The organism is Gilliamella sp. ESL0232 (assembly GCF_013346885.1).
GTDB lineage: Bacteria > Pseudomonadota > Gammaproteobacteria > Enterobacterales > Orbaceae > Gilliamella > Gilliamella bombi.
In genome coordinates, this window is record NZ_JAAEDW010000003.1 from 134,379 (window position 1) to 150,016 (window position 15,638).

General features: G+C 35.7%; 8 protein-coding genes and 2 pseudogenes. 4 read left to right on the forward strand and 6 right to left on the reverse strand.

Features of this window, described 5'->3' with window-relative positions:
• From GYW75_RS05020 to citG, 3 genes and pseudogenes are all read left to right on the forward strand, one after another.
• On the forward strand, positions 1–522 hold the full coding sequence (locus tag GYW75_RS05020) for a gamma carbonic anhydrase family protein (protein WP_174798662.1): 522 nt from the start codon (positions 1–3) through the stop codon (positions 520–522).
• Positions 523–669: 147 nt separating this feature from the next.
• Positions 670–3,651 (forward strand): annotated as a pseudogene (locus tag GYW75_RS12745) (DNA translocase FtsK 4TM domain-containing protein); the annotation flags it as partial.
• A gap of 99 nt (positions 3,652–3,750) precedes the next feature.
• A complete protein-coding gene (citG, locus tag GYW75_RS05030) occupies positions 3,751–4,644 on the forward strand; it encodes a triphosphoribosyl-dephospho-CoA synthase CitG (protein WP_174798664.1) in 894 nt (297 codons plus the stop codon).
• Between the two features lie 139 nt (positions 4,645–4,783).
• Here citG and GYW75_RS05035 read toward each other — a convergent pair whose 3' ends face one another.
• From GYW75_RS05035 to GYW75_RS05060, 6 genes are all read right to left on the reverse strand, one after another.
• Complete coding sequence (locus tag GYW75_RS05035) at positions 4,784–5,926, reverse strand: AAA family ATPase (RefSeq protein WP_174798665.1); 1,143 nt, start codon at positions 5,924–5,926, stop codon at positions 4,784–4,786.
• Entirely contained in the window at positions 5,923–6,786 is an 864-nt protein-coding gene (locus GYW75_RS05040; RefSeq protein ID WP_174798666.1) for an RNA ligase family protein, read from the reverse strand. The genes GYW75_RS05035 and GYW75_RS05040 overlap by 4 nt, the downstream gene beginning before the upstream one ends.
• Before the next feature lie 814 nt (positions 6,787–7,600).
• Positions 7,601–9,007: a hypothetical protein gene (locus tag GYW75_RS05045; protein ID WP_238786404.1), complete on the reverse strand. Its 1,407-nt coding sequence runs from the start codon at positions 9,005–9,007 to the stop codon at positions 7,601–7,603.
• A 915-nt stretch (positions 9,008–9,922) separates the two neighbouring features.
• Positions 9,923–10,864, reverse strand: coding sequence for a hypothetical protein (locus GYW75_RS05050; RefSeq protein WP_238786405.1), 942 nt, complete (start codon positions 10,862–10,864; stop codon positions 9,923–9,925).
• Positions 10,865–11,751: 887 nt separating this feature from the next.
• Positions 11,752–12,453: a response regulator gene (locus tag GYW75_RS05055; protein WP_034914423.1), complete on the reverse strand. Its 702-nt coding sequence runs from the start codon at positions 12,451–12,453 to the stop codon at positions 11,752–11,754.
• A 15-nt stretch (positions 12,454–12,468) separates the two neighbouring features.
• On the reverse strand, positions 12,469–14,058 hold the full coding sequence (locus tag GYW75_RS05060; RefSeq protein ID WP_174798669.1) for an ATP-binding protein: 1,590 nt from the start codon (positions 14,056–14,058) through the stop codon (positions 12,469–12,471).
• A gap of 277 nt (positions 14,059–14,335) precedes the next feature.
• Between GYW75_RS05060 and GYW75_RS05065 the strand changes: the two are divergent.
• Positions 14,336–15,622 (forward strand): annotated as a pseudogene (locus tag GYW75_RS05065) (2-hydroxycarboxylate transporter family protein); the annotation flags it as partial.
• Positions 15,623–15,638 lie beyond the last annotated feature (16 nt).

A 15,638-nucleotide genomic window follows, 5' to 3' on the forward strand; every position in this document is an offset into this window, starting at 1 on the left:
ATGATCTATCAACTAGGTGATTTACATCCACAAATTCATCAAAATTGTTTTATCGCAAAATCTGCTGATATCATTGGTGATGTCGTTTTACAAGAGGGTGTTTCTATTTGGTTCAACGCTGTTTTACGCGGTGATATTGCTCCCATACATATTGGTAAAAATAGCAATGTGCAAGATAACACTACCATCCATATTGAAACAGATATCCCTTGCATTATTGGCGAGAATGTCACTATTGGGCATAATGTTATCCTACATAGTTGCACCATTGAAGATAATGTATTAATTGGTATGGGTAGTACTATATTAAACAATGCCAAAATTGCAAAAAATTGCCTTGTTGGCGCCAACTCGTTAGTAACACATACCATACCTTATGAAGAAGGTTGTTTAATTATGGGATCACCCGCAAAAATTATCCGCAAATTAACTAAAGCTGAAATTACAGCAAATATCACTAATGCACAACGATATGTAAAAAATGGTATAAGATTTAAAACTAGCCTACTTCCTGTTGCATAATAACCCAACAATAAATTGCGTTTTAAACAGTATTGGCTCTGTGAGCAAGCACAATTTATGATAAAATGCCAGCTATTTTAATAGCAATAGTTTTTAGGTACTTGTTTGAAAAAGCCCAAAATTACAAAAAAACAGATCATCACTCAATTGATTCTACTAACAATAATAGTTTTATCTGTTTGTTTATTTCTATCGCAGTTCAGTTACGATCCATCCGATCCCGGTTGGTCTCGTACGGCTTGGCACTATCCTATTAGTAATTTTGGTGGTTATGTTGGTGCATACATCTGTGACGTTCTGTTTCAATTTTTAGGCTTTATTGCTTATAGCCTACCTTTTATCGCTATTTTTATTTGTTTACAGTCAATCGTTTATTTTTATAAACATGCTAATGATCCTATAAACTACTTTAGTCTTTCATTTCGGATTATTGGTGTGTTAGCATTTATATTTAGTGCTACAGGATTTTTTACTTTAAATATTGCTGATTCTGAACAATTTGAAGCAGGCGGTTATTTAGGTGCGATAGTCATCGAAAGCCTTTTACCAATTATAGATAGCATTACTTTATCCTTAATTCTTCTTGGAACTTGCTTGGCCTGTGTCACATTATTAACTGGATTATCATGGTTGAATCTAATTGAAAAATTAGGTGCTTTTGTCATGATTTTACTACTACCGATCAGATGGTTAATTAAGCCTCGCACAGCCAATAAACTTAAACAACCAGATCCACAAAATGAAAAACCAATAGCGCAGACTGATGAGGAAATAAAAGATCCTCAATTTACAATACCTTTTGATACAAAACTAGATAAAAAATCAGATGATGATATCAATATCATTCCAACATCAAATACTATCTCTAGTGTTGAAACAACTCAAAATCAGACTGCAAATACCATCATATCGGCTGACGATAAAACAATCTCAATAAAAACAACCGATGAATTAATCAATTCATCCCACAAAGATACTCAAGTACCGCAGTCAACAACAGCGCCCCTAACAAGTGATAATCCACCAAATAAAGAGCTCGATCCTAACGAGATTTTATCTCGCCTTGAATCAATTATTCAAAACATGAATGGAAACAAAGCTACTCCAGAGCAAGAGCAAACCTTGTCTTCATCAATAGAACAAATAAAACAGGTAATACAAACACAAAAATCAGAAGAAAAACTACCATTCGATGAACCAGAAAAATACACAATTTCAGATGCACCAAGTAAACCACTGTTTACATCAGTACACAACGAACCCAAAATTAATTTTACTAATGAACAAACACCGTTTGAATCATCCATCAACCTTTCAGCTATAGAAACAACTGAAACCAAACAACCATTTATTCAAGAACCACAGGTTATTACAAGTACAAAAGACACTGCATCTATAGAAGATACACAAAACATAACAGATACAAAGACTGAAACTGAAATAAAAGAAGTGAAAGCAGACGTAGAGCAACTAGAATATGTTGACACTGAAGCTCTAAAAAAAGCAAATCCAATTATTGACGATATCTATCCTGAAGAAGATCGTGTTGAAGATATTCAACATAATCATTTCAATGAAAATGACGAAGATAGCTTAATTCATCCGTTATTAAGACGTAATGATAAACCGTTACCTAAACCGACTACACCACTACCGTCACTGAACTTATTAACTGCGCCACCAACAGCTCGAATCGAAGTCGATCATGGTGCCTTAAACGCAATGTCGGAACTGATTGAAAAAAGTTTATCGGATTATCGAGTGAAGGCAAAAGTGGTTGATTATTTACCGGGACCTGTGATTACTCGATTTGAAATTGAACTTGCACCGGGTATCAAAGCGGCACGAATTTCAACGCTAGATCGTGACTTAGCACGATCATTATCAATGCCATCGGTTCGTGTAGTTGAAGTTATTCCGGGAAAACCTTATGTAGGTATTGAATTGCCCAATAAAAATCGTCAAACAGTCTATTTTAGAGAAGTCTTAGACAGCCCTCAATTTAAAGATGCTCAATCGCCGTTAACTGTCGTATTAGGGAAAGATATTGCTGGGCAATCAGTGGTTGCTGATCTTGCTAAAATGCCTCATTTACTTGTTGCTGGTACTACTGGCTCGGGTAAATCAGTTGGTGTTAATGCGATGATTTTAAGCATTTTATATAAATCGCAACCTGAAGATGTCAGGTTTATTATGATTGACCCCAAAATGCTAGAGTTATCTATTTATGAAGGAATACCACATTTATTAACACAAGTGGTTACTGATATGAAAGATGCCGCTAATGCATTAAATTGGTGTGTTAACGAAATGGAACGACGCTATCGTCTAATGTCAGCATTAGGTGTGCGTAATATTGCTGGTTATAACGAAAAAATAAAACTAGCAGAACAAATGGGCAGACCAATTCCCGATCCACTTTGGAAACCAACTGATAGTATGGATCTTAATATGCCAACACTCGAAAAATTACCCTATATTGTGGTCATGGTCGATGAGTTTGCTGATTTGATTATGGCTGTCGGTAAAAAAGTCGAAGAACTAATTGCTCGGCTTGCTCAAAAAGCGCGAGCAGCAGGTATTCATCTAGTTTTAGCCACACAACGTCCATCGGTGGATGTCATTACGGGCTTAATCAAAGCGAATATACCAACTCGTATCGCTTTTACAGTATCAAGCAAAATTGATTCTCGCACTATTTTAGATCAAATGGGAGCAGAATCATTACTTGGTATGGGGGATATGCTTTATTTAGCCCCTAATAGCTCCATTCCAATTCGTGTTCACGGTGCATTTGTGCGTGATGAAGAAGTGCACGCCGTTGTGCAAGATTGGAAAGCACGTGGCACACCAAAATACGTTGAAAATGTCACAGTTGCGACCGATGATAGCGAAAATGGCAATTCCAACTCGTCAGATGAAGAACTCGATCCATTATTTGACCAAGTTGTTGCTTTTGTCATAGAAACACGAAGAGCTTCTATCTCTAGCGTACAACGAAAATTTAGAATTGGCTACAACCGAGCAGCCCGAATTGTCGAACAAATGGAAGTAGAAGGCATTATTAGCGCCCCAAGCCATAATGGAAATCGGGAAGTACTAGCTGTATCAACACATAACGATTATTAGTTTTATCACACACCAATCCATTTAAAAGAGTGGCTTGGTGTTTACATCATAGCATCATGCAAATTAATTAAATCGAATCCCTATAGGTAACCAATAGTAATGAGTGATTATTCTCAGCAAGTAGCATTATTAGAATTACAACTCAATAATGACCCTAACCGATGTTTATCAGCGCAATTAGCAACTAAAGCATTAATCAAAGAAATTTGCTTATCACCAAAACCCGGATTAGTTGATATGAATAATAGTGGTGCACATCGTGATATGGATTTCCAGACCTTTATTCAAAGTATTAGTGCTATTTGTGTCTGGTTTGAACGTTTTTACCAATATGGTAAAACATCAGCTTTGCATAAAAATCAACTTTTTTTAGCTGGCATTAGACCAATTGGTATTAATTGCGAACAAGCGATGTTTAAAGCCACCAATCAAGTTAATACTCATAAAGGCGGGATATTTGCCTTTGGTTTGTTGCTCGGCGCTATTGGCAAGTTAGAGCAATTAAACTTACCAATCAATATACAAAGCATTTGTAACGAAGTTTCATCCATTTGCCAAGGCATTGTTCAAAGCGAGCTAAAACAAAATAATCTAACAAATTCTGTTGGTGAAAAGCTATTTAAACTCCATAACCTTACAGGAGCAAGAGGAGAAGCAGAATCAGGTTATGCAACAGTTAGAAATATCTCACTGCCTATCTTTCAACAAATGCAAAAGAACGGCTACGATGAAGAAACTTGCTTATTACAAGCGATGTTACATTTACTTGCTTTTAATCAAGATACTAATGTAGTTTCACGAGGTGGACTTGATGGCTTGACCTTTGTCCAAGAACAAGCGAAAAAACTCATCAAACAAGGTGGGGTAATCAATCCCAAAGTACGAGAAAATTTATATCATCTTGACAGTGAATTAATAAAACGTAATTTAAGCCCTGGCGGATCAGCAGATTTAATTGCGATTACTTGGTTTTTGTCTCAATATAATGGATAAAACAAGACAATAAAAAGATAAGATTTATTGATATAAAAAGTAATTAAAAATAACAGAATTTAATATTTAACACTATTCTCCAATTAATTTTGGGGCTTTAATATCGGCCCCAATTAATATAACCAAAGATGAGTAATAATTATTGATTAATAAAATAACTCACCTTATGTGCTTCAGTCGGTAATGGAACTTCCCATTTATTTAATAACCGCTGAATTGCTTTATTTGGCAACGTAGTATCTCGTGCTGAATTACGGCGATACAACTCTTTTTCTGGTTGTTCAAGATAGACAATTTCCACATTCGCATGATAAGCATAAAGCAAATCGAGTGCTTTTTGACGCATTTCTTGCGATAAGTGGGTCGCATTCCAAATAAAAGGTTGTTTTGTTCTTAACCACTGTTTAACCTTTGCTAACACAAACTGAATAACCAGCCCTTCGTTTTCACCGTGCTTTAGTTTTAGCTCAGATCTAGCATCATCATAAGAAGCAACATCCCATGTTGGATAATGTTTACTCACCCAACTATTTTTACCCGATGCAGGTAAACCAGCTAGCATAATCACCTTAGATCCTTCTTGAGGATATAATGCATAATCGGGTAATACATTACTACCTCGAAAATATTCGATACGAGTATAATCATCAACAAATTGGCGAGGTTGATATAAACACCCTTCTTCAAGTGCCAATTGCCTAAAGAGTTCAACTTCATCAAGCGCTCGGCGTTTATCAGCACAAATACGACCTTCCATATCTGATTTAGCTTGCAAACACAACATCCAAATAGGCAATTGCCACGATAAGCGGTGAATTAAATATTCGGGTGATTTATTTCTTACGCCATCACTTAAAGCAAAAAAAGGCACTTGATGTACACTAATAATTCGGCAGATTTGTTCCCGCAAATCAAATGGCACCCCCATTCGCCATAATAATATACGACTACGGATCTCGCCTTTTTTGGAATGCCTTGGTTGTGTAATTTTACCTGTCAACTCATCTATGACGGTGGTTTCTGGCTTCGCAATATCATGCAATAAAGCAGTCATAAATAATACAAACTGCTCATCTTCTGTTGCGTTGGTAAACTCTTCTTGCGTTAATAATGCACGCACAACCATTTGCGTATGAACCCAAACGTTCCCCTCTCCATGATGCGAGGGATCTTGTGGCGTTATTATTAAACTATTCAATTCAGGAATACAGGTTAACCATGGGCTAAAATCATCTGTTGCCAACGTACTTGCTATTTGTTGTTTTAGTACTTGGTAATTCATAATTTACCCCCGTTTAGGCATCCATTATTCCAATTCACTGTTAATTGAGGTGTATATAACTCAACACCTTGAGCCAATTGGTTTGGAATAAAAGGCTGTTCACTATGATGTTGCCCTGCATCTAAAATCGCCTGAACAAAATCCTGCCTAACCCATTTTAATCGATCAATGGTTTGTTCTTCCGATTCGATTTTAAGATATAACCCTTCCATCAAGTCAGAGTTATCGCATTGTTGCCAAGCTTTGCTTAAGTCAAGCTTTTCACGCATCACGTTTTGTTCAAAGCAAGTACGCCAATTAGCGGTTTTAGCCAAAGATGGTTTGACTAACGCCAATAAATCGCTCAATTTAGAAGGTGCAATCCCTGCAAACAACACAGGCACCGATAAAACAGGACCATCAGCTAATAATTGATGTCGCTTTAGGGTAGATAAAAAACAGTTTTGTTGTCTATCCCAAATATCAAACTCGCAAAAATAGTGCGGTAAAGCATCATAAAAAATAGCATGTTTTTTGTGTAACCATTCACCATAAAGAATATAGCGATCTTCTAAACGCTCAAGTAACCAATATTCATGCACGCAAGCCCAATGCTTTAAAAGGTTGAATTGGCGTTCTCGTGAACCACCTATTAAGTAATGTCCTCGAGATTGAAGCAACAGCTCACCACTAGCTGAAAAACTGATAGCACAGTTTGCACCGTCAAGTTTTTCTTCAATAACGATATATTGACCAGCTAATTGTTTATAAGGACGTTGTCCATGTTCACTATCACCAAACTGTAAGCGTGAGCTTTCTAGGTGCAGTGTTCGTGGATATTTAATTAATTCTAAATTTTGAATATAAGATTCCTTTGTCATAATGTTTTCTCCAAAAAAATAAGGGAAAACCGACAAGGCAAAAATCTATAGATTGAATTGCAACGAAAGGGCTTAGATAATACTAAGCAAAAGACAATATGATAGAAGATACCAAGTCGGCATTAAGATAAAGTGTTAACTACAGGCATTTTGCCACCTCGCTATAACAAAAAATTCAGGTTAAAAAAACGGCGCTATTATCAACAGTTGCTCATGCTTTGTCAAGTTTAATTATAATAAATAATCATTTATGGAAATAACTAATTATAAATTATTTGTTTTTGCAAAAAATACAAATAAAATCAACATTCTAACTGACTATTTTTGCTACAGCCCTTTATCAGCTCTGGGCTTATTCTAATGCTAGATTAATGACTATATTAACCTTTAAGTGTTGTGAAAAATCGAAATGTTTTTCTATAAAACAGCTTAGATATTCAATTGATTTTATTAAATTTTTATTGGTTATTTTTTAATAGAATTAAATAATTATAGTCCGTTTTTGGGGATTTTGTATTTAAGTAAAGTCTATGTGGATGAGGTTAAGTTTCGGACGTTTTAACCTTTGGGAAAATAAATAACGCTAGAGTCAACATCCGAAACATTACCGAACAAATTACATTTAAAACTTACCCTTTTAATGCCAACCATGCCTATGCATAGTCGGTCGGGAGCATTTTTTGACTTTCAGTCATTAATGCAGTCATACCTGCTCAGCGTCCAACTGAGCGGGGGCTGGGTTCTTTGTTAGATTACCTCTATTTGCACCAGAATCGCCCCTTCGCCCTAAGGATTAAGTAATAAAAGCTAAAAACTAAGGTGTGGTGCAAACAGCATAATAGCCGAAGGTGGCACCCATGTTATTGCTATTGATATAGCCTGTGTCGGAGTAGACATAAAACTGACTGTTAGATATGGCATCACTCATCCAGTAACCATAGTGGGAGTGGGTGCTGTAGGCGAAGTCCGCATCAGCATAATGAGACATGTAGCCCCACTCCGTGAAAAATCCAGCTCCAATTCGACGCTGGTAACCATTCCAAACTGAAGAAGGCGTGGCGCCAGAAATAGGAACACTAGCTGTTCTGACTGCATTGGTTAAATCTCTTACCTGCGAAAGACGATACCCCAAACGACTACACCATGTTGTTTGAACAGAAACTGTATCGTATTTACTTCCTCGGTTAACAAACCACTGCTTTAACTTAAATCCATACCTTACCACTACATTGTTACTACGATCCTTTCCCACTAACTCAAAGGTTTTCGGTAACCTTGGCTTAGCTATTCGATTAGGATTAGGGTTGTTCCATTGATTTCTTGCTTCTGGACCTGTTAGCCTAACACGAGCTACGGCTTTTCCCTTATCCCAATTAGGAATCCACCTATCATTAGGTACAACATTTGCCACTGTTGCAGTAATTCCCTCATGCGTGACAGGTGCCCATGTCAATTCATTTATATCTACTCCACTTATGAGTAAATCAAAATATAAATTATGCGCACCTGTAGTTGGGAAATTTAAATCGTAAGATGAGGAACTTGTAGATTGAGTTAGAAAACCCTTAGTAGTACTCCATATGCTAGATGGGCCAGCGAATTTAGGATTGTCGTTAGAATCGATACCAGTCGTACCACCATATAGCAAATTCGGCCTGACCGAACAAATAACTGGTTGTGGCGGCGGAGTGATATAATACACCGCAGTACCTTCACTGAAAGTACTACTTTTGGGCACGCCATACTGCGTTGCTAAACTACCTCCCGTACTACTTAATGTTATCTTATAAGGTGCCTTACAAATATCTAATGCATCACGACGACTAACGGTATTACCATTTTTATCCGTAAATGATACCGATATATTCCCCATTGCCGTTACCTGATTATCACCATCATCATCGCCCCATTTACCCTGTGTCACCAAATCATTTAAGCTCACTGAATCAGCTGGCTGGACTATCATATCGATATTAGCCAAAGTATCCCCTATATTAGGTAACTCGATTGGCACTGTCGATGATGAAGGATTATTTTGCGGTGTGAATGTTCGTCCATTTGATAATTTAATAGTTAATAAGTCATCTGTTTTAGTCACTTTAGTAACACCGCCATCAAAGGTTAAATAAGGTGCAGTACCCTGAATGTAATTAAAAGTAGTAGCCGATAATGCCTGCGATTCTAATGAGTACGGCAATAATAACAACGGTGCTAATGCCAATGGGATTTTTGAAAATAGTTTTGTAGATAATTTCGAAAATAATTCGAGAAATAATTTGGAAGGTATAAATAAGTTTCGAGTAAAAACTTGTCGAATAGGGTTATTTGATAAATTTAAGACGTAGGTTAGCCAGTGCTTGTGCCTTGTGCCTTGTGCCAAAAATGATACTGCATTACGTTCCTCGTGTCAAGTAATATTTTGTTTTATTTGAATTTTTTATAATTATTCGCTTATTTTCCTATAGCAATAAGAGTATAGCCGTTTAAAAAATAGTTGGCTAGTTTTTTGGCGGACTTTTTTGTAAAGAAATGTAAAGATGAAAACGATTCGGTTTTATAGATAGGTTAATTTTATAATTAAAATAGGGTGTTAGCTTTAGGACATATTGGCTTTTGCGGAATGATTAATATTGCTAATAACATCTAAAACACAAACACGCCCAACAGCCCAGTTTGACGTGCTAGCTTTACTTTGTTATCGGTATATTTTGATGCTGTGATAAGGCAGGCATATTAGCATTGTGGTGCTATAAGTGTGTTTTGCTCTAAAAACGTTCAGGTAGACTATTGATTTGATTGAAGTTTTTATTTTTATTTCTAAATGAAATCAAACACTTATAGGGTGGTTATTTTTTTATTACATTGAATTTGGCTTTTTAAGAAAATCGCTTTTGTTATTTGATAATAGCTATTAATAACAACTTGTTAATAACAACCAGTTAATAGCAAAAGCGCAAGCTTTTAAGTCGTATCGGTCGAGGTGCTATTTTGGTTTTCTGCCATTAAAGCCCAAGGCTTGCAGGCTTTGCCTGCTCAGCGCCCCAACTTACGCGGGGGCTTTATTCTTTGTTATATTATCCTCTCAAGCACCATAACCACCCCCGCGCCCTAAGGATTAAGAATTAAACGCTAAAAACTAAGGTGTGGTGCAAACAACATAATCGATGTTGTTATCGTAGTCGACGACCCAGCCGCCGTGCGAGTCGACATGGTAGCTGCTACCCGGTGCGCCATATGCCCAGCAGCCGTAGCCTCTGAAGCCCGCATCAGGGTAGCTGAGCATTTCGCCCCACTCCGTGAAAAATCCAGCGCCTATACGACGTTGGTATCCACTATGTACTGACGACGGCGTGGCGCCATCTACGCCATTTATACATGGGAAAAAACTCACCCCCCCCCATGTACCACACTTCCCATTGGTTAAATCCCTTACCCTCGACATGCGATAACCCAAACCATTACACCATGCTAACTGGTCACTATAATAGTGCCATTTGTCCCCCCGATTGACGAACCACTGCCTCAACACAAACCCATATTTTACTACCTCATCATTAGTTTTTATATCTCTACCCACTAACTCAAACGTCTGCGGTAACTGTGGCTTAGCTATTAGGTTAGGATGAGGATTGTACCATTGATTTCTTGCCTCTGGACCTGTTAGCTTAACACGAGCGACAACTTGTCTCTTATCTTCTTTAGGAATCCAAATATCATTAGCTACAACATTTGTCACTGTTGCAGTAATTCCCTCATGCGTGACTGGTTCCCATGTCAACTCTTCTGGTTCTATTCCTGTTATAAGTAAATCAAAATATAAACCATCCATACCAGTGGTCGGGAAATTTAAATTGTATGATTCAGAATTGATTGATTGAACTAAGAAGCCCTTATCAGGACTCCATATGTCAGCTGGGCCTGCATATTTGCCGTTACCCAATTCTAGATTCGGCCTTACATAATTGATAACTGGCGACGGTATTACTATTGCATCACTACGATTACCTGTTCGAGATTTTTTGCCATTCGCCTGTAAATTCCATGACGATGACAATAATAACAGTGCTAATACCAGCAAAGCTGTTTTAGGTGATTTGAGCAATAATTTCGATAATAATTTGAGAGATAATTTGGAAAGTATAAATGAGCTTAGTGTAAAAACTCGTCGAATAGGATTATTTGATAAATTTAAGACATAGGTTTGCCAGTGCTTGTGCCTTGTGCCTTGTGCCTAAAATGATAATGCATTACATTCCTCGTGTCAAGTAATATTTTGTTTTATTTGAATTTTTATAATTATTTGCTTATTTAATAAGCTTGTTTTCCTACAGCGATAAAAGTATAACCATTTATAAAATAGTTGGCTAGTTTTTTGGCGGACTTTTTTATAAAGAAATGTAAAGATGAAAACGATTCGGTTTTATAGATGGGTAAATTTTATAATTAAAATAAGGTGTTATGTTTCCGTTATTTTGAGATTTGGTGAAATTATTAATATCTACACCTACATTCCAGCTCACCCTATTTAGTGGAATAACCTCGCTTAGCTATTGGCACATTTAAACCCCATGGTAAAGCGAGTATATTAATCTTGTGGTATTGTTAGATTTTTTGCTCTAAAAACGTTCAGGTAGAGTATTGATTTTATTGAAGTTTTTTATTTCGTTTTTTTTTAATTAAATCAGACAGTTATAGAGGACAGTGGTATTGTTTGAAGTAGTGGTTTTAAATATTTTTCCCTTTTGGGGAAATGAGTAGTATCGGTGGTAACATTCGATCCAAACATCCTTGTTTGGCGTACTACCTTACTCAGTTGCTGCGTATTCTAACGCCAAAATAAGGTAGATATAGGTATTTGGTTGTTATAGAAGCTGTTTTTTCCTTTGTTACTAGTACCAATAACTGAAAAAAAACTCAAATAAGTATGTTTTCAAAGCTAGTATTTTATCTGAAACAGATAAAATACTATTTCCCTAAACGTTTATATAGCCTTTCTGGTCGTCCAATTTTTCCATGATTAAGTTCGACTGTTAATAATTTGATTTGTACACAATATTCTAAATATCGCCTAGCAGTTGTTTTGCTAATATTGGCTTTTTCGACTATTTCGTCAACAGTGAGTGCTTTATCGGTTTGCATAAATAAGTCTTTGACTTTTTGTAGTGTGATTTCTTCAATCCCTTTGGAGTGGCGGTTCATATCAACAAAATCTTTAGTTTGCAAATTGAAAAGTTCGTCTATTTTTCGTTGATTGACATGTTTTTGTAGGCTTTGTCGGTATAAAAATAGTTCAAAACGCTCAAGCGAGTGTTTTAGCCTTTGGTAAGATACGGGCTTTATTAAGTAGTCAAAAGCGCCATAACGAATCGCTTTACTACAAGTATCCATATCACTTGCGGCTGTAATAAAAATAACATAGCAATCTAGATGATTATTTATGATGTATTCAAATAATTCTATTCCTTTGCCGTCAGGTAAATAATTATCGAGTAATATTAAGGTCGGTTTTAGTTTTTCTACCATTATTTTAGCTTCTTCTAGTGTTGAAGCTATTCCAATTACTTTAACCTTTGTATCTTTTTGAATAAACTCTGCATTTAGTTCTGCTAAAATTGGCTCATCTTCAACAATAAGCACTTTGATATTATCTTCTTGAAATTGATTCATATAATTGCCTTTTTATTATTTAGGTATAAATACAGAAAAAATTGTTCCATAAGGGGTATTATCTTCAAATGTAATATAACCATTGGCCTTTTTTATATAGGTCGAAACAAGGTGTAAACCAATACCGTGTTCTTTACCTTCTTGCGATGTGACGCCAGGTTCGAAAATTGAATCGCGAATATTTTCATCAATGCCACAGCCTTGATCAGTTACCTCTAATACAACTTCATTTGTTGCGTCGCTTAGATAGAGATAAATGGTTTTATCACCACGATCATTTTTTAAGCTAGCATTAAAAGCATTATCAAGCAAATTTCCTAAAATTGACATAAATTCTATTTCGGTGATAAGTGAAGGTAATGCATTTAATTGGCATGCTGGATCAAATACTAGATTTAAGCCAATTTCGTGTGCTTTTGAATATTTGCCAATTAATAAACCACATATAGCCGGCACATTAAAATGTTTGGTAATAAAGTCTAAATTACTTTGGTTATCGGCAGAATGCAATGCAATAAATGATTGCGCTTCATCATACCGTTTCATATATATTAAACCTGATAGCGTTGCTAACCAGTTAAGATGTTCATGCCTTAATGCGCGTAAATTATCGACATATTGTGTTACTTGCGTTAATTGCATACTTAATACATTAATATCATCAAAATTACGAAAAGTAATTACCCAGCCTTGAATTTTATCATCAATAACCACTCGAACTCGGCTGGCAATAACAATCATGTTATTGAAATAGCATATATGATCGTGTATGTCTTCAGTTTGATTTTCTTTTTTGTAGATAAAGTCACTTGAGGTGATAAATTCGCTTAAATCATGTTTATGTAACTCGTCATCATTTATCTTAATATCTAACATTGTGCGAGCAGATTGATTAATATTGATAATTTTATAATTAAGATCAATGGCGATAACACCTTCAAAAATCGATTCCATGATCGACTTTTGGCTTTTTACCAGTAGTGCGATTGCTTTAGGCTCTAAATTGAACATCTGTTTTTTAATTGCTTTTGAAAAACAGTATGAAAAGATAAATAATGCTAAGAATAACAAGGAACAAAAAATGATAAACGGTATAAACTGTTTTATATGCAATGCATAAATACCATCAATCATGTAACCGACCGAGACTATACCAATAATCTTACCGTTTTCAATAATTGGAGCTTTCCCCCTTAATGCTAGACCAAGAGAACCCTCACTAATAGTGATGCTACTATTACCGTTAAGAACCTCTTGATTATCCCCTCCTACCATGGGGGAATGTAAAGGGCTATTAGCTGTATGAAATAAACGGTTAGCATTAGCATCGCCAATAACAATATAGCTTGCATCACTTTGTTTAAATATATCTGTGATTAAATTAGCTATTTTATTTGTGTCTTTATCTTTGACATATTCAATTAAACTTGGTAAAACAGATAACTCTTTTGCTTGAATTTGCGCTTTTTCGCCCAAACTTCGATACAAATTTGTTTCAGTTGTGTTCCAAATATAGCTTTGTAATAGCGCAAGAACAATCAACGAAAAAAACAAAAGCGATAAAAAAAGTTTTGTGGTAAATGATAAGTGGATTTTTCTTCGCATTTTTGTATTTTCTTTTCAAATTAAGTTCAAATAAGTGTATCACAGCATAAAAAAACATATATCCTTTAAAACCATAAAAACCACAGTTAATTTATGATTTATATCACAAAAATTTCATTAATTTTTTGTAAATATACCCGCCAATAATTTTGAATAAATCAACTTATTTTGGAGAAAAAAATTAATGGTGAATTTTAACTCATCTGAGAAAAACATTAATGGAAAAGAATCAACGGGTAAGACTGTTACAGAAAATCTAACAGGTTGGCCATATAATTGGTGGCGTCTGATGGATAACTACAAAATTGGTGTTATCCCACTTCCATTATTTATTATCGCAGGTATTCTTATTTTTGCTGAAGTGTTAGTAACAGGTAAATTACCTAGCGAAATCGTTGTAATGGTAGTTACTTGTGCTTTTTTTGGTTTTCTATGTGGCGAAATTGGTAAACGTTTGCCGATCGTTGGAAAAATGGGAGCTGCCGCAATTTGTGCAACCTTTATTCCTTCTGCATTAGTTTATTATGGTATTCTTCCTGAACCAGTCGTTGTTGCAACAAAAAAATTCTATAAAGATACACATATTCTTTATTTATATATCTGTTGTATCATCGTGGGTAGTATTATGAATATGGATAAGAAAACACTTATCCAAGGATTCTTAAAAATCTTCGGTCCAATGGTATGTGGTGAAATCGTTGGTATGCTTGTTGGTGTCGGTGTTGGTTATTTACTTGGTTTAACACCATTTGAAACATTCTTCTTCTTAGTATTACCTATTATGGCTGGTGGTGTTGGTGAAGGTGCAATTCCACTTTCAATCGGGTACGCTTCAATCTTAGGTATGGAACAAGGTGATGCGCTTGGTCGTGTTTTACCAATCGTAATGTTAGGTGGTTTAACTGGTATTATTTGTGGTGGTATTTTAAATCGTATTGGTAAAGCTTATCCGCACTTAACTGGTAACGGTCGACTATTACCAGCAGATGATGAAGTTGCTGATAAAAAAGCAGCTAAAACTGAATCGATTATTGATGTAACTACATTCGCTTCAGGTGTATTATTAGCAGCTATTCTTTATATGGTTGGTATGATTGGTCACAAAGTGACTGGTATTCCAGCACCAGTAGGAATGCTATTTGCAGCAGTTTTTGTTAAATTAGTATCTGGTGTTTCACCTAAAGTATTAAGTGGGTCACAAGTTGTTTATAAATTTTTCCAAACGTCTGTTACTTACCCAATTTTATTTGCGGTGGGTGTTGCTATCACTCCTTGGGAAAAAATTGTAGATGCATTCACAATCACAAACCTAATTGTTATTGTTTGTACAGTTGTTAGTTTGGTTACTACTGGTTTCTTTGTTGCTAAAAAACTTGGTATGTATCCTGTTGATGCTGCTGTTATTTCTTGTTGTCAAAGTGGTCAAGGCGGAACTGGTGACGTGGCAATCTTAACTGCTGCAGAACGTATGGAACTTATGCCGTTTGCACAAATTGCAACTCGTATTGGTGGTGCAATTAATGTATCAGTATCATTACTTATTCTCGGCAATTTCTTAGTATAGATTTTACATATTAAAT